Genomic DNA, 20,015 nt, shown 5'->3' with positions numbered 1-20,015 from the left:
TGAGTCAAGACGCGAGGGCATGACCTGCCCAAGATGGAAATGCCACGGCACGATGGGGCCGCGCGTGAAAGGCCGGCTGCGGCAGGGTTGCTGGGCTACGATGGGCGGACGGCTGCAAGTCGCTCCCGCCGGTCGCTGAACCGGACCGAATTGGCAGGGGGCCCCGAACCCATGCAGACGTTTTTGCTCATCAACCCAACACATCTGAAAGAGAAACCACCATGGCAAAAGCCTATTGGGTCAGCGCGTACCGTGCCATCAAAGACGCCGACAAACTTGCGGCCTACGCCCAGCTGGCCGGACCGGCCATCACCGCAGGAGGCGGACGCTTTCTGGCGCGAGGGCTGCCGGCCGAGGTGTATGAATTCGGACTGGCGCAACGCACGGTGCTGATCGAATTCGACAGCGTCGCACAGGCGAAAGCCGTCCATGACAGCCCCGCATACCAGGCGGCGCTCGATGCCCTGGGCGACGGCGCTGAACGGGACTTGCGGATCATCGAAGGGGTGTGAGCAACGCCTTGCGCGTCCAGCAAGCACGTTTGCCAGAGGCGTCCGTGATTGCCTCGGTCTTGCACGAAGCGGCTCAATGGCTGGCAGACGATGGCAGAGCCCTCTGGTCAGGCGCTGAAATTGGCCACGAACGCGTTCTGCGAGACACGGTCGCCGGGCTCTTTCACGTGGCAGTTGGCGACGGCGATCAAGTCGCTGGCGTCATGAAGTTCGAACTGGCGGACGCCCACTTTTGGCCCGAGATCGAGCCAGGCACGTCGGCTTTCGTTCACAAGCTCGCTGTTCGCCGCGCGTGGGCGAAAAAGGGCGTCTCGACGGCGTTGCTGTCGTACGCCAGAGCGCGCGCCCAACAGCTTGGCCTGGCGCACCTTCGCCTGGATTGCGTCGCGGACCGCCAAGGGCTGCGGCAACTCTATGAAGGTTTCGGCTTTGCCTTGCACAGCGTCGTACGGATCGGCGCGTCCTCGTATGCGCGCTACGAACTGCCGCTGGCGCCCTAGGGCGTTCTATCTTTGCGGCATGTCCTTGGCCGAATAGCCCAGGCTCACGGTCGCGTCGGGCGGAATCGCCGGCATCGTGGCGTTCCATGCGGCCCATGCGTCGCGCATGGCGGCCAGGCGATCGGGCTCGCGATGGGCCTGGTTGGCGCGCTCGCGCTCGTCGGCGGGAATATTGAAGAGGTATTCGTTGCCGTCGACCTGCAGGTACTTCCAGTCGCCGTCGCGCAAGGCGCGCTGGCCGCGGTGGTTCATGCGCCAGTGCATCGGCCGGGCGAAGGTGTGGGTGGCATCGCGCAGGGTGGGCATCAACGACACGCCGTCCAGCGGGTAGGCCGGATCGGGTGCGACGCCAGCGGCATCGAGCATGGTGGCCGACCAGTCCATCGTGAGGCAGTGCTGTGCGGTCACGCCGCCGGGTTGGATGACGGCGGGCCAGTGCGCGATCCATGGCACACGGATGCCACCTTCGGTCAGGTCCATCTTGCCGCCCACCAGTGGCCAGTTGTCGGAGAAGCGTTCGCCACCGTTGTCGCTGGTGAACACCACCAGCGTGTTGTCGGCCAGGCCGTGCTTTTCGAGCGCGGTCATGATCCAGCCGATGCCCTCGTCCATGTGGTGGATCATGCGGCGGTAGATGTGGATGTTGCCGCCGGCAAGGTCGAACAGGTTGTCCTTGACCTGGGGCGCACGGCCGGCGTCCTCGCGGGTTTCCCAGGGCCAGTGGGGCGCCGTGTAGTGCAGGCTCAGGAAGAAGGGCGCGTTGTCGGTTTCCTGCGCCTCGGCCATGCGCTCGACATAGTCGACCGCGCGCTGCGAGAACAGGTCGGTCAGGTAGCCTTCCTCCTGGGTGTCTTCCTCGCCGGCCCAGAGGTCGTGCGTGCCGCGCGAATCGCAATGGGTGAAGTAGTCGACGCCACCGGACATCGGCCCGAAGAATTCGTCGTACCCCGAACGCAACGGCCCGAAGGCCGGCGGGTAGCCCAGGTGCCACTTGCCGATGAGCGCGGTGCGGTAGCCCTGCGCCCGCAGCAGCGAGGGCAGCGTCGGATGGTCGGGAGGCATGCCGAGCGTGGTGCTGTCGCGGTTGCCGCTGCGGATCGGCTCCTCTGCCGCGCCGCGCAGGCGGTACTGGTAGCGCGCGGTGATCATCGCGAAGCGGGTGGGCGAGCACACCGGCGAGTTCGCATAGCCCTGCGTGAACTGAATGCCCTTGGCCGCCAGGCCATCGAGCACGGGCGAGACCGGGCCGAACGCGGCGTCGCGCCCGCCATAGCAGCCGAGATCGGCATGGCCGAGGTCGTCGGCCACGATGAAGATGATGTTGGGTCTTTGCATGAAGGGGTCCTGCGAACGACTGGATTGCTGGCCTGCCGTCAGGGCTGGTAGCCCGACTTCTGCACCACCGGTGCCCATTGCGCGCGGTAGGCACGCAGCATGGTGGTGGTCTGCTCGGCCGTGCTCACCACGGGCACCAGGCGCGCGTCCTTGAATTGGCGTTGGGTGTCCGGGTCCTGCATGACGTCGCGCACGGCCTGCGCGATGCGCGCCACTTTGGCCCTGGGCATCGTGGCCGGTGCGAAAAAGGTGTTCCAGCCCGTGGCGACCAGGTCGAGGCCGGCCTCCTTGAAGGTCGGCACGTCGGGCGCGAAAGCCGAGCGTTTGGCGCCAGAGATCGCGAGGACGCGCAGCTTGCCTGCCTCGTGCTGGGGGATGACGGTGTCGAAGGTGTCGACCGCAATCGGCACCTGGCCCCCGATCAGGTCCGTCATAAGCGGGCCGGAGCCGCGGTAACCGATGACTTCGGTCTTCACGCTGGCCTTGTCGCCGAGCATGAGTGCGAAGAAGTGCGGCAGGCTGCCCGTTGCCGGCACGCCCACATTGGCCTGCGACGGGTTCGCCCGCATCCATGCGATCAGGTGCGACAGTTCGCGCACCGGCACGGCAGCGGCCACCGACAGTGCGAACTCGTAATCGTTGACGTACGACACGGGCACGAAGTCCTTGTCGGGGTCGTAGCCGTTGTCCTTGAACACCAGGGGCGCGACCACCATCACGGCCGGGTTGGCCAGCATGATCACGTTCTGCCCGGCGGGCGTGGTCTTGACCTGTTGTGCTGCCAGGCGGCCACCGGCACCGGGCTTGTTGTCGACGATGACCGGCACGCCGAGCCTGGCTCCAAGCTTTTCACCTACGATGCGCGCCACGCGATCGGTCGCGCCACCCGGTGCATAGCCCACGACGATGCGAAGTGGGGTATCGAGTGCCTGCGCCTGCGCGGCGATCAGGGGCGCCGCGCAGGCGAGGGCCAGGAGGGCGCGTTGAATGATGGAGGTCTTCATGGAGCGGTTTTCTGAGAACAGTTTTACACCGCGTTCGGCGGCAGTGTCGGCGGTGCGGAACGCAGGGGCACGGGCGCATCGGCGGGCCGTTCTGGGGCGCCGGCCGATTCTTCCACCCGCAGGCGTGGCAGCCCCTGCGGGTACTCGCGCTGCATGAAGTCGATCACGCCTTCGCGCACCGCGCAGCGCAGGTCGAAGGCGAGCGACGACGATGCGGCCGTGCACAGCACGCGCAGCTGCATGGTGCGTTCGGTGGTGTCGGTCACCTGCAGGTTGAAGAAGCGCCCGTCCCATTGCGGCGCAGCCTTGACCAGCCGCTCGACCTCCTCGCGCAGCGGTGCCAGTGGCATGCTGTAGTCGGCGTAGATGAAGACCGAGCCAAGCAGTTGAGACGAATGGCGTGTCCAGTTCTGGAACGGCTTCTCGATGAAATACGACAGCGGCAGGATGAGGCGCCGGTCGTCCCAGATCTTCAGCACGACGAAGGTGCCGGTGATCTCCTCGACCCGGCCCCATTCGCCTTCGACCACCAGCACGTCGTCGATGCGGATCGGCTGGGCCAGCGCGATCTGCAGGCCGGCGATCAGGTTGCTGAACACCGGCTTGGCCGCCAGGCCGGCCACGATACCGATGACGCCCGCCGACGCCAGCAGGCTGGCACCGACCTGCCGCGCGCCAGGAAAGGTCATGAGCATCATGGCCGCGCCGGCGACGACCAGCACGCTGCTGGCGGTGCGCGCAAGCACGCGCGTCTGGGTGAGGATGCTGCGCGCGCGCAGGTTGTCCGACACGTCGTAGGGGTTGCGTGCGAGCACACCGTCGGCAATGCCATTGACGGCACGCGCGGCCAGCCAGGTGCTGGTCGCAATGAGCAGCAGGCCGTTGACATGGCGAATGCTGGCGATGAACTTCAGGTCGTCCGGTGCTCCTTGCCATACCGCCTGCAGCGCGATGAGCGGCAGCACGAAGCGCGCCGGTGCGCTGATCTTGAGCAGCATCATGTGCAGTGCAGGCGTGCTGCGTGTCACGCGGCGCAGCACGATCACACTCAGCCGGTGCAGCAGCAGGGCGAGCGGAATGGCGATCAGTGCGGCCACGATCGGGCCGAACCACGGATGGGAGAGGATCATTTCCTTGGTCATCAGGCGGGGGGTGTGCTTTTCTCGCTAAGGGGTTGCAGGATGCGTGCCGCGTCGTCGCGCAATTGCGTGGCGAGGGCGGTCGCGAGGTCGAGCCGGCGCAGCAGCCAGGGGCTGATGTCGTTGTCGAACGGGTCGGGCAGTGGCACCGGGCCGGCCAGGGTGCTCGCACCGGGACTCTCGGGGGTGTGAGTGCCTGTGCGCGGCGCAGTTCCGATCGCTTCTTCAATTCGTGCGGCCGTGCGCGCCAGCGGCCCCTCGACCTCGGCCGGCGTGAGTCGGTCCCGCCGCAGCACCAGCATGGATTTCACTGCGCTGAGCTGCGCGAGCAACTGGTAACTGTGCGCCTGCAGATGCTCCAGCGGCTCGATCGGCGGACGCACCGCACGCGGTTCGGACAGCGAGCGCTGCGTGGCCTGCACCAGTGCAGACAGGCTGTCGAAGGCCTCGCGCCGCGCCAGCCGCCATTCGAGTTCGGGGCTGCTGTCGATCGCATGCAACTGGCCCAGGCCGAGCGCCAGCCGCGCATGGTGCGCCTGCGCCTTGAGCGTGCGTGCCACCAGTGCCGGCAGCTGGGTACGTTCCCAGGACGGCAGCACGTAGCAGAAGGCCCAGGCCAGCGTGGCACCGATCAGTGTGTCGGCCACGCGTTCGACCAGCGCGAAGGTGGTGCTGACCCCGGTGTTGAGCATGTGGGCCTGCGTCAGGCCGAGCACGGTGGCGGCGACGGCGGTGATCATGTAGCGCCGCACCGCAAAACCGTGCGCCACGGCCTGTGCCAGCGTCAGCGCGATCAGCAGCGCCAGGCCGCTGGGGTGGGCCGAGAGCAGCCCCACGGCAAGCACGCAGCCCAGCAGCGTGCCGGCGACCCGGTGGTTGCGACGCTCCAGCGTCTGCGACAGGCTGCCGCGCAGCACCACCACGATGGTCAACAGGATCCAGTAGTCGTGCGAGCCCCAGGGCAGCGACACGGCGATGGCATAGCCCACCGCCATCGCCAGTGCCGCACGGATGGCGTGGCGCAGCGGCGGTGCGTCCCAGCGCCACAGCGTGGCGAACGGCCGCAGCGACCAGGCGGTCGGGCTCACGAACATCTGCCAGTTGGCGCGCACCACCGCGAGGTCGGGTGCGAGCTCGCCCCGCGCCATGGCCGACAGGCGCACCACTTCGTCGTTGATGTGGCCGATGCGGCTGGCCAGGCCGCGTGCCAGCATCGCAGGGGTCGGTCCGGCCAGCACGCGCGTGCCGGGCGTGTCGGTCACGCGAATCTCCGTCAGACGAGGTCGCCGGTCGACCACACGCGGTGGCGTGCGACCCATCAGCAGGGCGTCGGCCAGCGCGGCGGTGTCGTCGGCCAGGGCCTCCATCACATGGCGCATTTCGACCAGCGCGCTGGCGTGGGCGGAGTCCAGTCGCAGTGCGTCGAGGTCGAGCTCGCTGGCAAGCAACTGGTCGCGCATTTCGATGAGCACCACCAGCATGCCCGCGAGCTTCTGGCGCCGCGGGGTGCGTGGCGATTCGAGCACCAGATCGCGCGTGGCCTGCATCTGGTCGGCCAGCGCCGCCTGCTGGCGCAGCAGCTGGCCCAGCAGCGGTGCGGGCACGTCGCGGATGTCGTGGGTGTCGTCGCGTGCGCTGAACTGCTGGGCTTCGGTTCGCATGAGCTGTGCGAGCGAGAGCAGCACGTCGGCGATGGCCTGCACCCGGTAGCGGGCGTTGAGTGCCAGGTTGGCCAGCGTGGCGTAGACCACGTACAAGCCGGCGCCCAGGCCGAATAGCAGCGACCGGTGGACCGCTTCATCGAAATCCGCGGGCTTTTGCGTGGCGATGGAGAACACCATCGCCAGCATGATCGCGATGGCGATCGGGATGCCACGCTTGCCCCAGGCCATCAGGATGAAGGCGAAAAAAGTGGCCGGCACGAGCAGCAGGCCCAGCCGGATCGGCGCTGCGTGCAGCAACTGCACGCCGAAGAAGAGCGGCAGGCTGATCAGCGGTGCCGGCAGCATCTGCAGGAACTTGCCGCGGCGCGGCGCGGCAAGGTCGGGCGGCGAAGCCACGATCACGCCCACGGCTGCAGCCGCGCCGGCGGCCGTGCCCAGCCAGAAATGGACCCCGGCAGAAATCAGCAGGAGCCCGAACGCAACGGACATCCCGTTGGTGATGTAGTGGCTCAACGCGACACGCAGTGCCGCGCGAAACCGACCGGCCGCGCCCTCGCGCTGCATCAGGCGCCGGTGTTGCCGTTTCCGTTGGGTTCGCGCGGCGCGTCAGGTGCGTCGCGGCGGATGCGCGTGAGCTTGCGCTGCACAGGCGCGGCCGGTGCGGCTGCAGCGGGTGCTTCGGCTTCGGGCGCGTCCAGTTCGGTCACGGTGCTGCGTGCGTACAGGTCCACGGATTCGTCGGCGTTGGGCTTGGTCGACGCCGACACGGCACGCATGCGGTCGCTCGCACGCATCTTGTCGTCGACCCCGGCAAACTTGGAGTACTTGGCGAGCAGCGGCACCAGCTGGCCGTAGATGCGCGGTGCACCGGCCAGGCATTCGCGCTGTTCCATGAATTCCGGTTCGCCCGTGAAGTTGCCGACCAGGCCACCCGCCTCGGTCACCAGCAGCGAGCCCGCCGCCACGTCCCACGGCTGGAGGCCGGTTTCGAAGAAGCCGTCGGTGAAGCCGGCCGCCACGTAGGCCAGGTCGAGCGCTGCGGCGCCGGGGCGGCGCAGACCGGCCATTTTCGGCATCACGTCGGCCATGATGGCCAGGTACTGCTTGAAGTTGTCGCCGGCGCGGAAAGGGAAGCCCGTGGAAATCAGGCATTCGGTCAGGCGGGTGCGCTTGCTCACGCGCAGGCGGCGGTCGTTCATGTAGGCGCCGCGGCCCTTGGTGGCCGTGAACAGGTCGTTGCGGCTCGGGTCGTAGACCACCGCCTGCTCGATCTTGCCGCGCACGGCCAGGGCGATCGACACGCAGTAGAACGGGAAACCGTGGATGAAGTTGGTGGTGCCGTCGAGCGGATCGATGATCCAGACGAATTCCGAATCCTGCGCGCCGTGCGTGTTGCCCGACTCTTCCGCGAGGATGCCGTGGCCCGGGTACGCGGTCAGCAGGGTCTCGATGATGACCTGCTCGGCTGCGTGGTCCACCTCGGTCACGAAGTCGTTGACCTGCTTTTGCGAGATGCGAACGGCTTCGACGTCCAGCGCAGCGCGGTTGATGATGGCACCGGCGGCGCGGGCGGCCTTGACGGCCACGTTGAGCATGGGATGGAGATTGGGCGACGACATGGATTGTGGGAAGAGCAGGTGGGGCAGGGGCCCGGGAAATGCGGTCCGGCGATGCGGGCGGCGAGAATCGGGGCATTTTACCGGCTTGCCGCTTTTTCGGGTTGTACCCGTCTTTTTCGTTAGCTTCCATGCGCACCCGCTTCATCCTGATCCAGACCAGCCACGCCGGCAACGTCGGCGCCGCCGCCCGCGCCATGAAGACCATGGGCTTCGGCGACCTCGTGCTGGTGGCGCCCCGCTGGGCCAACGTGCTGCGGCGCGAAGAAACCATCCAGCGCGCCAGCGGCGCCCTCGACGTGCTGGCCAACGCCCGCATCGTCGAGACGCTCGACGAGGCGCTCGATGGCGTCACCCACCTGTGCGCGACGGCGATGATCCCGCGGGACTTCGGTCCGCCGACCCGCACGCCGCGCGAGCACCTCGAGCCCCTGGCCCGCAGCGACCCGCCGCAGCACGTCGGCTTTCTTTTCGGCTCCGAGCGCTTCGGCATGCGCAACGAGGACGTCTACCGCTGCAACGTGGCGCTGAGCATCCCGGCGGATCCGAAGTTCGGCTCGCTCAACCTGGGTGCGGCCATTCAGCTGATCGCCTACGAATGGCGCCTGGCGCTGGGCGGCTTTCCGGTGCACGAGGCGACGGCGCCCATGCAGGCGGCCGACGCCCGGGCGGTCGCCGGCATGCTCGACCACTGGGAACGCTCGCTGGTGCAGATCGGCTTTCTCGACCCGGCCGCGCCCAAGAAGCTGATGCCGCGGCTGCAGCAGCTCTTCAACCGCGCCCAGCCCACGCCCGAAGAAATCCACATCCTGCGCGGCATCGCCAAGGCCATGGCCGAGTCCAGGCCCCCCGCGGCCACGGGCGACGACGCGAACCTTTAGACTCATCTGCCGCCGTACCTACAACGACCCTATCCATGTTCTCGCGCCTGCGTTCCGACATCCAGTGCATCCTCGATCGCGACCCGGCCGCGCGTTCGCACTGGGAAGTGATCACCCTGTACCCCGGCTTCCATGCCGTGGTGCTGCATCGTGCGGCGCACTGGTGCTGGACGCATGGGCTCAAGTGGTGTGGCCGCTTCGTCTCGCAGTTCTCACGCTGGGTGACCGGCATCGAAATCCACCCGGGCGCCAGGCTCGGCGAGCGTGTGTTCTTCGACCATGCCATGGGCGTGGTGGTCGGCGAGACCGCCGAGATCGGTGACGGCTGCACCATCTACCAGGGCGTCACGCTGGGCGGTACCTCGCTCTACAAGGGCGTCAAGCGCCATCCGACACTGGGTCGTGATGTGGTGGTGAGCGCGGGCGCCAAGGTGCTCGGCGGCTTCGTGGTGGGGGATGGCGCCAAGATCGGCAGCAACGCAGTGGTCATCAAGCCGGTGCCCGCGGGAGCGACCGCCGTGGGCATTCCGGCGCGCATCATCCTCTCGAAGGCGGGGGCCAGCCCGGACGTGACTTCCAACGACCGGCGCAAGTTCAACGCCTACGGCATCACGCTCGAGGACGACCCGCTGAGCCAGGCCATGCGCGGCCTGATCGACAGCGCTGCGGGACAGGAGCACCAGATCGCGCTGCTCTGGCAGGCCATCGAAAAGCTCGCAGCCCAGCCGGGCAAGACCGACGACTGCGTGCCGTGCGATGCGGCGCGCGAGGAAAGCTTCGAGGCGGAGCGCTTCGTCCAGCTGGTGGGAAAGTAACGCACCTCGCCCCTGGCCTCACCCTCGTCCTTGCTCAGCTCGCTGACGGCAAGGGCATGACAGGCCCCATGTGACCCTGCCGGTCGCTCGCGATCTGCTGGCCGCCCTGCAGCACCGCAGCGGGCTCGGCCGATGGATCGTCGTTGCGCTGCATCAGGCCGACGCGGCCTTGCTCGACGCTCACCTGCACCCCGTCACGGCCGGCGACCTCTGGCGTGTGCTGCACGGCAAAGCGCGCGCCCGGTGTCTGGACCCGCAGCGGGCCGGCCAGGACGTCGAACGGGCGGTCGATGTCGTTGCGCACCGTGAGTGAAACCCGGCCGTCCCGCAACGAGAGTTCGCGGCGTTGACGGTAGTAATGGACCTCCAGATGCGTGGCGGCGTCGAGCCGAAGGCGGCTGCCATCGGGCAGGCGCACATCATTGGGCTGGCCGTCAGGCGCATCGAACGCGGCGGTGTACACCGGTCGGGCCTGCCAATTCTGCCAGCCCAGCAATGCGGCGGCGGCTGCCACCATGATCAGCGCAGTGAGTGCCACGCCCGGGCGCAAGGCGCGCGGGCGCAGGGACTGGATCGACGACCGACGGTCTGTCTCTTCGGCCCGGTCGCGCGCCAGCTGGCGTCGCAGCATGGCGATGGCCTCGGGCGGAATCGGCTCTGGGGAGCATGGCTCGCCTTCTTCCCATTGCGTGAGCGCCGCCAGGCGCTTTGGATCACCGGCCAGCCACGCCTGGAAGGCCTTTTCATCCGACAGTTTCCATTCGCTGCGGCTGCGGCGCGCGCTCCATTCACGCATTTCTTCATGCTGGCGTGCGGCGTCGGGTGGCGGGGAGTGTGGATCGTTCATCGGGGCATACGTTGCAGCCCGATTGTCCGCCTGCGCGCGGCCGGTGATTGCCCAAGCAAAAAGGCTTTCGGCCTTCAGCGCAGGCGCTCAGGCCGCCGTGGCCTGCCGCACCGCGTGCTCCCAGCGTGCCATGGCTTCTTGCGCCTGCGGACGGCCCAGCGTCGGCATGAAGCGGCGTTCGACCCGCCAGAGCTTGGAGATCTCGTCAACCCCGCCGTACACGCTCGTCGACAGGCCGGCCAGGTAGGCGGCGCCCAGCGCGGTGGTTTCAGTGACCTCGGGGCGAACCACCGGGATGCCGAGCAGGTCGGCCTGGAACTGCATGAGCAGGTCGTTGACGCAGGCGCCGCCGTCCACGCGAAGCTCGGACACCGGTGCACCCCCGGCGGCCTGCGCATCGCGGCTCATCGCCTGCAGCAGGGCCGCGCTCTGGTAGGCAATGCTCTCCAGCGCGGCGCGAGCAATGTGTGCGACGGTGGTTCCACGCGTCAGGCCGGTGATGGTGCCGCGCGCGTCGGCGTGCCAGTAGGGTGCACCCAGGCCGGTGAAGGCGGGCACCATCATCACCCCTCCTGCGTCGGGCACGCTCTCGGCGAGCGACTGCACCTCTGCGCTGCCCTTGATCGCCTTGAGGCCATCGCGCAGCCACTGCACGACGGCACCGCCGACGAACACGCTGCCTTCCATCGCGTAGCGAGGCTGTGCGCTGGTTTGTGCCGCGCTGGTCACGAGCAGGCCGTTGTGCGACGGCTGGAACACATCGCCGGTGTGCATCAGAAGGAAGCAGCCCGTGCCGTAGGTGTTCTTGGCCATGCCGGCCTCGAAGCAGGCCTGGCCGAACAGGGCGCTTTGCTGGTCGCCCGCCACGCCGCCGATGGGCAGCGACTGGCCGAGCAGGGTGGCATCGGTATGGGCGAAGTGCGCGCTCGACGGCTTCACCTCGGGCAGCAGCGCCGCGGGAATGTCCAGGGCTTCGAGCAGATCGACGTCCCAGGCATTGGCATGCACGTTGAAGAGCATGGTGCGCGAGGCATTGCTCACGTCCGTCACGTGGACCTTGCCGCCGGTGAGCTGCCAGATCAGCCAGCTGTCGACTGTGCCGAAGGCGAGCTCGCCACGCTCGGCCTGCGCCTGCGCGCCCGGCACGTGGTCGAGCAGCCAGCGCAGCTTGGTGCCGGAGAAGTAGGCGTCGATCACCAGGCCGGTCTTGTCGCGGATGGTGTCGGCCAGGCCCGCATCCCGCAACTTGGCGCACAGCGGCTCGGCGCGGCGGTCCTGCCAGACGATGGCGTGGTGCACCGGTTGGCCGGTCTTGCGGTTCCACAGCAGCGTGGTTTCGCGCTGGTTGGTGATGCCGATGGCATGGATGTCGCGCGCCTGCAGACCGGCCTTGGCCAGCACTTCACGCGCGGTGGCCAACTGGCTGTTCCAGATTTCCATGGGGTCGTGCTCGACCCAGCCAGGGCGGGGGTAAATCTGCGTGAGCTCTTTCTGCGCCATGGCCACGATCTGGCCTTGGCGGTCGAACACGATGCTGCGGGAGCTGGAGGTGCCCTGGTCAAGGGCGAGCAGGTAGGTCATGGATGTCGGTCTCCTGTTCGGTTGTTTGAAGAGCGGATGCGACGCGCGTTCAGGCCAGTGCGGCCATCGAGCGTGCCAGGTTGCAACGCGCGGGCATCTCCAGCAGCGCGTGCATGGGGGGCGTGAGATAGAGCGTCGGGCGGTCGAGAAAGCGCTGGAGGATCGTGCGCCGCCGTGGCGTGCGCACGGCAGCGGGCACGTGCGCGTATTCAGCAAGGACCTGCTGCTCGTATTGCGCAAAGCGCTCGACTGGCGCGCCGAGAATCGACAGGTCGATGTCGATCAGCAATTCGGCGTCGGGGCCGTCGGGGCGCTCCTCGTGCCGGGTCGCCATGACGAGCGCATGCACGCGCCGGGCGACCGCTGGGTCCGCGCCTGCATGGGCGAGCGCGGCTTGCGCCCAGTCGGCGCTGCGCGCCTCGTTGTCGTGCGCGTGCACATCGTAGACCGCGTCATGAAACCAAAGTGCGAGCGCGACCTCGGCCGGCCGTTCGGCTTCGGACTGCATCCGGGCAAACCAGTCCAGGCATTCGTCGAGGTGCTGCAGCGTGTGGTAGTGGCGCTGTGGCTCGGCGTAGGCGGCCAGTAGCTGGTCGCGCAGCGCGCCGTCGGGCTCGAGTTCCAGCGCCAGCCATGCAGAGGTCCAGGTGGCGAGGCCGGAAGGCTTGATGGCATGCATCGCGTTCATCTGCCGCATGGAGATCAGGGCGCCATGGCGGCACGAATCTCCTGGCCGAGTTCGATCACCGACATGGCGTAGTAGCTGCTCCAGTTGTAGCGCGTGATGGCATAGAAGTTCTCGGTGCCGGCCACGAACGTGGGCGCGTCGTCGCCATTCTGCAGTTCGATGAGTGCCAGTGGGCCGGTGTGCCGCTGGCCCTGGGCGTCGAGCAACGCACCCTTGGCGCGGAAGCTGGCCGCGCTGAAGGTCGGCAGGATGTCGGGCGCCAGCAGGGCGTCGAGGTCGAGTGTGGCTGGGTCGAACGACACGCTGTAGAGCGCGGGCATGCCCGGCTGCCAGTTGAAGGCCCGAAAGTAGTTGGCCACCGAACCGATCACGTCGGCCGGGTCGTTCACCAGATCGATGCGGCCGTCGCCATCGAAGTCGATCGCGTACTTGGCGATGCTGCTGGGCATGAACTGCGGCATGCCCATGGCGCCTGCGTAGCTGCCCAGCGGTGCCATCGGGTCGGTCGCGGTGCGGCTCTCCAGGCTCAGGAAGCTTTCGAGTTCGTCGCGGAAAAAAGCCTGGCGTTCGGCAGCGCGTGGGTGCGCCTGCGGGAAGTCAAAGGCCAGCGTGGCCAGCGCGTCGATCACGCGGAAGCTGCCCATGTTTTGGCCGTAGATGGTCTCCACGCCGACGATGCCCACGATGATGTCCGACGGTACGCCGAACTGCGCTTCTGCCCGTGCCAGCGTGGCCGCGTTGGCACGCCAGAATCGCACGCCGGCAGCGATGCGCACCGGATCGATGAAGCGGCTGCGGTAGGCGCGCCAGTTCTTCGGCGTGCCGCGCGCGGGCGGGAGCATCAGCCGCGGCACGCCAGGCAGCAACCGCGCGCGGCCGATGGTGGTACGCACCCATGCAGGGTCCAGGTTGCGTCTGGTCGCCACGTCGTCGGCGAACTGCATGGCGTCGTCACGCGTGGCGTACAACGGGCCGCTGCGCGCGGCCGTCGGTGCGCGGACGGCAGACCTGGTCGCGGGTTTGGTCGTGGGCTTGGCGGACGACTTCGTGGCCGGTCTGGCAGGTGCCGCAGCGTTCGCGCGCTGGCTCTGCGTTGCCTTGCGCTCGTGCTGCGCCAGTGCCGGCGCGCACAACGCCATCGACAGCGATGCAATCGACAGCGACGCCAGCGACAGCGCGCAGGGCAGGGTGCGTGAGGTGGGCCCGGCAACGACGGGAGAGGCGGTGCGAAAGAAGGTGCGGCGCATCGCTGGATTGTGCCGCCCTGCCACGGGCGATCTGCAGGCCCACCCCAGCCTCGCCGGCGTAGCCCCCGTGGTAAGCTGAACATGCAACCTGGGTGGCTGCTCTGTGGGCAGTTCGCACGGTGTCATTCAAACAATAACCTGGGGCGTCAGCCGTTGCGCGCGAGAGGGCGCTCGGGCGACAGAGACATGGGCAAAACCGGCTACTTCACTCACCGCGACTGCTGGAAACACGACATGGGCGGCGGGCATCCGGAATGTCCGCAGCGCCTCGATGCCATCGAGGACCGCCTGCTGCTGACTGGCGTGGGCGATGCGCTCACGCATGGCGAGGTGCCGCTGGCGACCTTGCCGCAGATCACGCGTGCACACACCGTGGCACACCTCGAACATCTGCAGGAACTCACCCAACGCCTGATCGCCGATGTGCCCGCGGGCGGTCCGGGCCATGCGATGCTCGACCCCGACACGCTGCTCATGCGCGACACCGTGCAGGCTGCGCGCCGGGCTGCCGGTGCGGCCATTGCCGCCACCGACGCGGTGATGGCCGGCGAACTGGAAAATGCCTTCTGCGCCGTGCGTCCGCCCGGCCACCACGCCTGCCGCGAAAAGGCGATGGGCTTCTGCTTCCTGAACAACGTCGCCATTGCGGCGCTGCATGCGCTGGACGTTCACGGCCTGGAACGTGTGGCCGTGGTCGACTTCGACGTGCACCACGGCAATGGCACCGAGGACATCCTTGCCAACGACCCCCGGGTGCTCATGGTCGGCATCTTCCAGCATCCGTTCTATCCGTATTCCGACACGGAGCATCCCGCCGCCAACATGCTCAACCTGCCCGTGCCGGCCTACACCAAGGGCATGGACGTGCGCGAACTCATCGAGATGATGTGGATGCCGCGGTTGGAAGAATTCCGCCCGCAGATGATCTTCGTGAGCGCCGGCTTCGATGCGCACCGCGACGACGAGATGGGCCAGCTCAACATGAACGAAAACGACTTTGCCTGGATCACCGCCCGCGTGCGCGACGTGGCCCGCCGCCATGCGCAGGGCCGCATCGTCTCGTTGCTTGAAGGCGGATACAACCTCGACGCACTGGCGCGCTGTGTCGAACTTCACCTGCGCGAGCTGGCCGATCTCTGAACCCTTCCGAATGAATTTCAGCGACTTCACCGAACGAATCCAACAGATCCATGCCCGCAGCGTCTGGATCGAACTCGCTGCGCTGGCCCTTTGCATCGCCGTGGCCTGGGGCGTGTGCCGCTGGTTCGGGCGGGACCAGCCCAAGGACTCCATCTGGTTCGGCGTTCGCATCGTCGATGGACTGCTGTTCCCGCTGCTTGCGCTGCTTCTGACCGACCTCACGCGGCGCTTGGTGCTCGAATACCAGCCCGTGCTGGTGCTGCGCATCGCGGTGTCGGTTTTCCTGTCGCTGGCGGCCATCCGGCTGTTTGCGCGCGTGCTGCGCGCCGTGTTTCCAGCGTCGGCGCTGGTGCGCCTGATCGAACGCACCATCTCGTGGATCGCCTGGATCGGTGCGGTGCTCTGGATCGTCGGCCTGCTGCCGCCGGTGCTCGCCGAGCTCGACAACATCACGCTGGCTTTCGGCAAGACGCGCGTGAGCGTGCGCACCATCTTCGAAGGCGTGCTCTCGGCGGCGCTGGTGCTGGTGATCGCGCTGTGGATCGCGGCGACCATCGAGAAGCGCATCCTGCACCAGGCCGTGACCGACCTGTCGATGCGCAAGGTGGCGTCGAATGCCGTGCGTGCCCTGCTGATGCTCATCGGCCTGCTGTTCGCGCTGTCGGCCGTGGGCGTCGACCTCACCGCACTGTCGGTGCTCGGTGGCGCGTTGGGTGTGGGCCTGGGCTTCGGCCTGCAGAAGCTCGCTGCCAATTATGTGAGCGGCTTCGTCATCCTGCTGGAGCGTTCGATCCGCATTGGCGACAACGTGAAGGTGGATGCCTTCGAGGGCCGCATCACCGACATCAAGACGCGCTACACGCTCATCCGCGCGGGCAACGGCCGCGAGGCGATCGTGCCCAACGAGTCGCTCATCACCAGCCGGGTGGAGAACCTCACGCTGGCCGACCGCAAGTTCAACATCACGACCAACATCGTGGTGGGCTACGACAGCGACGTGGCCCAGGTGCAGGCCATCCTGTGCGACGCGGCCAGCGCGCAGCCGCGCGTGATGACCGATCCGGCGCCGGTCGCCTACCTGGTCAATTTCGCGCCGGACGGGCTCGAGTTCAGCCTGCTGTTCTGGGTGGCCGACCCCGACAAGGGCAAGGACAACGTGCGTTCGGCCATCAACATCGCGATCCTGGCGGCCCTGCGCCAGGCGCACATCGACATTCCTTATCCGCAGCGGGTGCTGCGCGTGGAGTCGGTGCCGCAAGAGTTCTTGCCCAAAAGCGAAGCTCCTCTATAATTGCAGAAAAGCACGATCGTTCTTTTTCCTGCCGGTGGCATTGCAGCGCTGGTGACAGGAAGCGACAAGCCTCGTGGAAAGTCGACCCCTAGAATGGTTGGCTGTTCCGAATCCATTCAGTTTTGCATTTCAACGGAGTCAAGCCAATGAAGGTTCTGGTACCTGTCAAACGGGTCGTCGATTACAACGTCAAGGTCCGCGTCAAGAGTGACGGCACCGGCGTGGACATTGCCAACGTCAAGATGAGCATGAACCCCTTCGACGAGATTGCCGTCGAAGAAGCGGTCCGCCTGAAGGAAAAGGGCATCGTCACTGAAGTCATCGCCGTTTCCTGCGGCGACGCCAAGTGCCAGGAAACCCTGCGCACGGCCATGGCCATCGGCGCCGATCGCGGCATCCTGGTCGAGACCACCGAAGAACTCCAGCCGCTGGCCGTCGCCAAGCTGCTCAAGGCGCTGGTCGACAAGGAACAGCCGCAGCTGATCATCCTGGGCAAGCAGGCGATCGACGACGACGCCAACCAGACGGGCCAGATGCTCGCCGCACTGGCCGATCTGCCGCAGGCCACGTTTGCCTCGAAGATCGACCTGGCTGCCGACAAGGTCACCGTGTCGCGCGAAGTCGACGGCGGCATGGAAACACTCACGCTCACGTTGCCTGCGGTCATTACCACCGACCTGCGCCTGAACGAGCCGCGCTACGTCACGCTGCCCAACATCATGAAGGCCAAGAAGAAGACGCTCGACGTCTTCAAGCCCGAAGACCTGGGGGTGGACGTCAAGCCCCGCCTGAAGACCCTCAAGGTCAGCGAGCCGCCCAAGCGTGGCGCGGGCATCAAGGTGGCCGACGTGGCCACGCTGGTGGACAAGCTGAAGAACGAAGCGAAGGTGATCTGAACATGAGCGCACTAGTCATTGCCGAACACGACCACGCCAGCATCAAGCCGGCAACCCTCAACACCGTGACCGCGGCGCTCGCCTGCGGTGGCGACGTGCACGTGCTCGTCGCCGGTGCCAACGCCGCCGAGGCTGGCAAGGCTGCCGCGCAGATCGCCGGCGTCGCCAAGGTCATCGTGGCCGACAGCGCCAGCCTGGCCGAGAACCTGGCCGAGAACGTGGCCGCGCAGGTGCTCGCCATCGCGGCGAACTACAGCCACATCCTGTTCCCCTCGACTGCCAACGGCAAGAACGTCGCACCGCGCGTGGCCGCCAAGCTGGACGTGGCGCAGATCTCCGACATCACGCAAGTCGTGAGCGCAGACACCTTCGAGCGCCCGATCTACGCCGGCAATGCAATTGCCACCGTGCAGAGCAGCGACGCAACCAAGGTGATCACCGTGCGTACGACCGGCTTCGATGCGGCTGCAGCCACGGGTGGCACTGCGACCGTCGAGACCGCCGAAGGCGTGGCCGACAGCGGCAAGTCGAGCTTCGTGGGCCGCGAGGTCACCAAGAGCGACCGCCCCGAACTGACCGCCGCCAAGATCATCGTCTCCGGCGGACGTGCGCTGGGCAGCGCCGAGAAGTTCACCGAAGTGATGACGCCACTGGCCGACAAGCTCAACGCGGGCCTGGGCGCCAGCCGCGCGGCAGTCGACGCGGGCTATGCCCCGAACGACTGGCAGGTGGGCCAGACCGGCAAGATCGTCGCGCCGCAGCTCTACATCGCCGCGGGCATCTCCGGCGCGATCCAGCATCTGGCCGGCATGAAGGACTCCAAGGTGATCGTCGCGATCAACAAGGACGAGGAAGCGCCGATCTTCTCGGTGGCCGACTATGGCCTGGTGGCTGACCTGTTCACGGCCGTGCCGGAGCTGGTGAAGGCCCTGTAAGCGCGGGCAACCGTTTGTCCCACAAGGCATCGTTCGCGGTGCCTTTTTCGTATCTGGAGACCCCTCATGAGCTATATCGCCCCGATCAAGGACATGCTGTTCGACATCGAGCACCTCGCAAACATCGCGCAGGTCGCGCAGATGCCCGGCCTCGAAGAGGCCGGACTCGATACCGCGCAGGCGGTGCTTGAAGAATGTGCGCGCTTCAATCAGGATGTGGTGGCGCCATTGAATGTGGCCGGCGACCGCAATCCCTCGTCGTTCAAGGACGGCGTGGTCACGACCACGCCCGGCTTCAAGGAAGCCTTCATGCAGTACGCGGCCGGTGGCTGGCAGGGGCTGCAGCATCCGGGTGATTTCGGCGGACAGGGCTTGCCCAAGACCATCGGCGCGGCCTGTGGCGAGATGCTGAACTCGGCGAACATGAGCTTCGCGCTCTGTCCGTTGCTCTCCGATGGCGCGATCGAGGCGTTGCTCACGGCCGGCTCCGACGAGCTGAAGGCGGTGTACCTCGAGAAGCTGGTGAGCGGGCAATGGACCGGCACCATGAACCTGACCGAGCCGCAGGCCGGCAGCGACCTGGGCCTCGTGCGCAGCCGTGCCGAGCCGCAGGCCGACGGCACCTACAAGGTGTTCGGCACCAAGATCTACATCACCTATGGCGAGCACGACATGGCCGAGAACATCGTGCACCTCGTGTTGGCCCGCGCCACGGGAGCACCCGAGGGCGTGAAGGGCATCAGCCTTTTCGTGGTGCCCAAGTTCATGGTGGAAAATGACGGTTCGCTGGGTGCGCGCAACGACGTGCAGTGCGTGAGCATCGAGCACAAGATGGGCATCAAGGCGTCGCCTACGGCGGTGCTGCAGTATGGCGACCACGGGGGCGCTGTGGGCTATCTGGTCGGGCAGGAAAACCGCGGCCTCGAATACATGTTCATCATGATGAACTCGGCGCGCTACGCGGTGGGCATGCAGGGCATCGCGATTGCCGAGCGCGCCTACCAGCATGCCGTGGCCTATGCGCGCGAGCGCGTGCAGAGTCGACCGGTCGACGGTTCGATCAACGCCAGCGCGCCCATCATCCATCACCCGGACGTCAAGCGCATGCTGATGACAATGCGTGCCTACACCGAGGGCTGCCGAGCCATGGCTTCGGTGGCCGCAGCGGCCTACGACGCCGCGCACCATCATGCGGACGCTGACGCACGCAAGCAGAACGCCGCCTTCTATGAATTCATGGTGCCGCTGGTCAAGGGCTTCAGCACCGAGATGAGCCTCGAAGTGACTTCGCTGGGGGTGCAAGTGCACGGCGGCATGGGCTTCATCGAGGAAACGGGTGCCGCGCAGTACTACCGCGACGCGAAGATCCTGACGATCTACGAAGGCACGACGGCCATCCAGGCGAACGACCTGGTCGGCCGCAAGACCGCGCGCGACGGTGGCCAGACGGCCAAGGCGATTGCCGCGCAGATCGCGCAGACCGAAGCCGAACTCGCGCAGCGCGACAGCGCCGACGCAAGGGCCGTGCTGCTGCGGCTGACGGCGGCGCGCAAGGCCTTCATCGATGTGGTCGACTTCGTTGCGGGCCAGACCAAGGCCTCGCCGAACGCGGTGTTTTCGGGCAGCGTGCCGTACCTGATGCTTGCCGGCAACCTGGTCGCGGGCTGGCAGCTGGCGCGCTCGCTGCTGGTGGCCGAAGACCTGGAGAAGGTCGGTACCGACATCGCCTTCATGAAGGCCAAGGTTGCGACCGCGCGTTTCTATGCCGAGCACATCCTCAACAAGGCGCCGGGACTGCGCGACAGCATTGTCGACGGTGCCGACAGCGTGACGGCACTGGCGCTCGAAGCCTTCTGAGAAAGCGGTCGCCGAACGCGGAGGTCGCGAAGGTTACGCAGAAGTCGCACAAGGAAAACCAGAATGG

18 protein-coding genes are annotated in these 20,015 nt (G+C 67.0%); 9 read left to right on the top strand and 9 right to left on the bottom strand.

The features are described 5' to 3' along the window. Nucleotides 1-221: 221 nt before the first annotated feature. The gene (locus J2W36_RS18355; RefSeq protein WP_307691200.1) at nucleotides 222-512 is read left to right on the top strand and encodes a DUF1330 domain-containing protein; all 291 of its coding nucleotides are present in this window, start codon (nucleotides 222-224) and stop codon (nucleotides 510-512) included. Beyond that, complete coding sequence (locus J2W36_RS18350) at nucleotides 509-1,012, top strand: GNAT family N-acetyltransferase (RefSeq protein ID WP_307691199.1); 504 nt, start codon at nucleotides 509-511, stop codon at nucleotides 1,010-1,012. Before J2W36_RS18355 ends, J2W36_RS18350 begins: the two co-directional genes overlap by 4 nt. Nucleotides 1,013-1,018: 6 nt before the next feature. Here the strand turns inward: J2W36_RS18350 and J2W36_RS18345 are convergent, their stop codons facing one another. The 5 genes from J2W36_RS18345 to J2W36_RS18325 are packed head-to-tail and all read right to left on the bottom strand — an operon-like array spanning nucleotide 1,019 to nucleotide 7,773. Beyond that, the gene (locus J2W36_RS18345; RefSeq protein WP_307691198.1) at nucleotides 1,019-2,347 is read right to left on the bottom strand and encodes a sulfatase family protein; all 1,329 of its coding nucleotides are present in this window, start codon (nucleotides 2,345-2,347) and stop codon (nucleotides 1,019-1,021) included. Nucleotides 2,348-2,385: 38 nt separating this feature from the next. After that, nucleotides 2,386-3,351: a Bug family tripartite tricarboxylate transporter substrate binding protein gene (locus tag J2W36_RS18340; RefSeq protein WP_307691197.1), complete on the bottom strand. Its 966-nt coding sequence runs from the start codon at nucleotides 3,349-3,351 to the stop codon at nucleotides 2,386-2,388. 23 nt (nucleotides 3,352-3,374) lie between these two features. After that, the gene (locus J2W36_RS18335; RefSeq protein ID WP_307691196.1) at nucleotides 3,375-4,493 is read right to left on the bottom strand and encodes a mechanosensitive ion channel family protein; all 1,119 of its coding nucleotides are present in this window, start codon (nucleotides 4,491-4,493) and stop codon (nucleotides 3,375-3,377) included. Next, entirely contained in the window at nucleotides 4,493-6,718 is a 2,226-nt protein-coding gene (locus tag J2W36_RS18330) for an FUSC family protein (RefSeq protein ID WP_307691195.1), read from the bottom strand. The genes J2W36_RS18335 and J2W36_RS18330 overlap by 1 nt, the downstream gene beginning before the upstream one ends. Further along, nucleotides 6,718-7,773 (bottom strand): inositol monophosphatase family protein, encoded by a 1,056-nt coding sequence (locus J2W36_RS18325; protein ID WP_307691193.1) that lies wholly within the window; start codon nucleotides 7,771-7,773, stop codon nucleotides 6,718-6,720. The genes J2W36_RS18330 and J2W36_RS18325 overlap by 1 nt, the downstream gene beginning before the upstream one ends. A gap of 128 nt (nucleotides 7,774-7,901) precedes the next feature. Here J2W36_RS18325 and J2W36_RS18320 point away from each other — a divergent pair, with 128 nt between their 5' ends. Continuing rightward, on the top strand, nucleotides 7,902-8,651 hold the full coding sequence (locus tag J2W36_RS18320; RefSeq protein WP_307691192.1) for an RNA methyltransferase: 750 nt from the start codon (nucleotides 7,902-7,904) through the stop codon (nucleotides 8,649-8,651). 35 nt (nucleotides 8,652-8,686) lie between these two features. Further along, entirely contained in the window at nucleotides 8,687-9,466 is a 780-nt protein-coding gene (gene cysE, locus J2W36_RS18315; RefSeq protein WP_307691191.1) for a serine O-acetyltransferase, read from the top strand. 34 nt (nucleotides 9,467-9,500) lie between these two features. Here cysE and J2W36_RS18310 read toward each other — a convergent pair whose 3' ends face one another. From J2W36_RS18310 to mltB, 4 genes are all read right to left on the bottom strand, one after another. Beyond that, the gene (locus tag J2W36_RS18310) at nucleotides 9,501-10,313 is read right to left on the bottom strand and encodes a FecR family protein (protein WP_307691190.1); all 813 of its coding nucleotides are present in this window, start codon (nucleotides 10,311-10,313) and stop codon (nucleotides 9,501-9,503) included. Between the two features lie 87 nt (nucleotides 10,314-10,400). Then, a complete protein-coding gene (glpK, locus tag J2W36_RS18305) occupies nucleotides 10,401-11,894 on the bottom strand; it encodes a glycerol kinase GlpK (protein WP_307691189.1) in 1,494 nt (497 codons plus the stop codon). Nucleotides 11,895-11,943: 49 nt separating this feature from the next. Then, on the bottom strand, nucleotides 11,944-12,573 hold the full coding sequence (locus J2W36_RS18300; RefSeq protein WP_370869354.1) for an HD domain-containing protein: 630 nt from the start codon (nucleotides 12,571-12,573) through the stop codon (nucleotides 11,944-11,946). 23 nt (nucleotides 12,574-12,596) lie between these two features. Continuing rightward, complete coding sequence (mltB, locus tag J2W36_RS18295) at nucleotides 12,597-13,526, bottom strand: lytic murein transglycosylase B (protein WP_307691327.1); 930 nt, start codon at nucleotides 13,524-13,526, stop codon at nucleotides 12,597-12,599. 489 nt (nucleotides 13,527-14,015) lie between these two features. On the opposite strand from mltB, the gene J2W36_RS18290 reads away from it, so the two are divergent. The 5 genes from J2W36_RS18290 (at nucleotide 14,016) to J2W36_RS18270 (ending at nucleotide 19,948) form a co-directional block, all read left to right on the top strand. Then, on the top strand, nucleotides 14,016-14,969 hold the full coding sequence (locus tag J2W36_RS18290; RefSeq protein ID WP_307691187.1) for a histone deacetylase family protein: 954 nt from the start codon (nucleotides 14,016-14,018) through the stop codon (nucleotides 14,967-14,969). A gap of 10 nt (nucleotides 14,970-14,979) precedes the next feature. After that, nucleotides 14,980-16,260, top strand: a complete 1,281-nt coding sequence (locus J2W36_RS18285; RefSeq protein WP_307691186.1) for a mechanosensitive ion channel family protein — start codon at nucleotides 14,980-14,982, stop codon at nucleotides 16,258-16,260. 146 nt (nucleotides 16,261-16,406) lie between these two features. Further along, nucleotides 16,407-17,156 carry an electron transfer flavoprotein subunit beta/FixA family protein gene (locus J2W36_RS18280; protein ID WP_307691185.1) on the top strand — a complete coding sequence of 250 codons (750 nt, stop codon included), beginning with the start codon at nucleotides 16,407-16,409 and terminating at the stop codon, nucleotides 17,154-17,156. Nucleotides 17,157-17,158: 2 nt separating this feature from the next. Then, a complete protein-coding gene (locus J2W36_RS18275) occupies nucleotides 17,159-18,091 on the top strand; it encodes an electron transfer flavoprotein subunit alpha/FixB family protein (RefSeq protein WP_307691184.1) in 933 nt (310 codons plus the stop codon). A gap of 66 nt (nucleotides 18,092-18,157) precedes the next feature. Continuing rightward, complete coding sequence (locus J2W36_RS18270; protein WP_307691183.1) at nucleotides 18,158-19,948, top strand: acyl-CoA dehydrogenase; 1,791 nt, start codon at nucleotides 18,158-18,160, stop codon at nucleotides 19,946-19,948. The last annotated feature ends 67 nt before the right edge of the window (nucleotides 19,949-20,015 follow it).

The organism is Variovorax ginsengisoli, from assembly GCF_030811835.1.
GTDB lineage: Bacteria > Pseudomonadota > Gammaproteobacteria > Burkholderiales > Burkholderiaceae_C > Variovorax > Variovorax ginsengisoli_C.
Note: the sequence above shows the minus strand (reverse complement) of the source record. Positions and strands in the feature narration are given on the sequence as shown.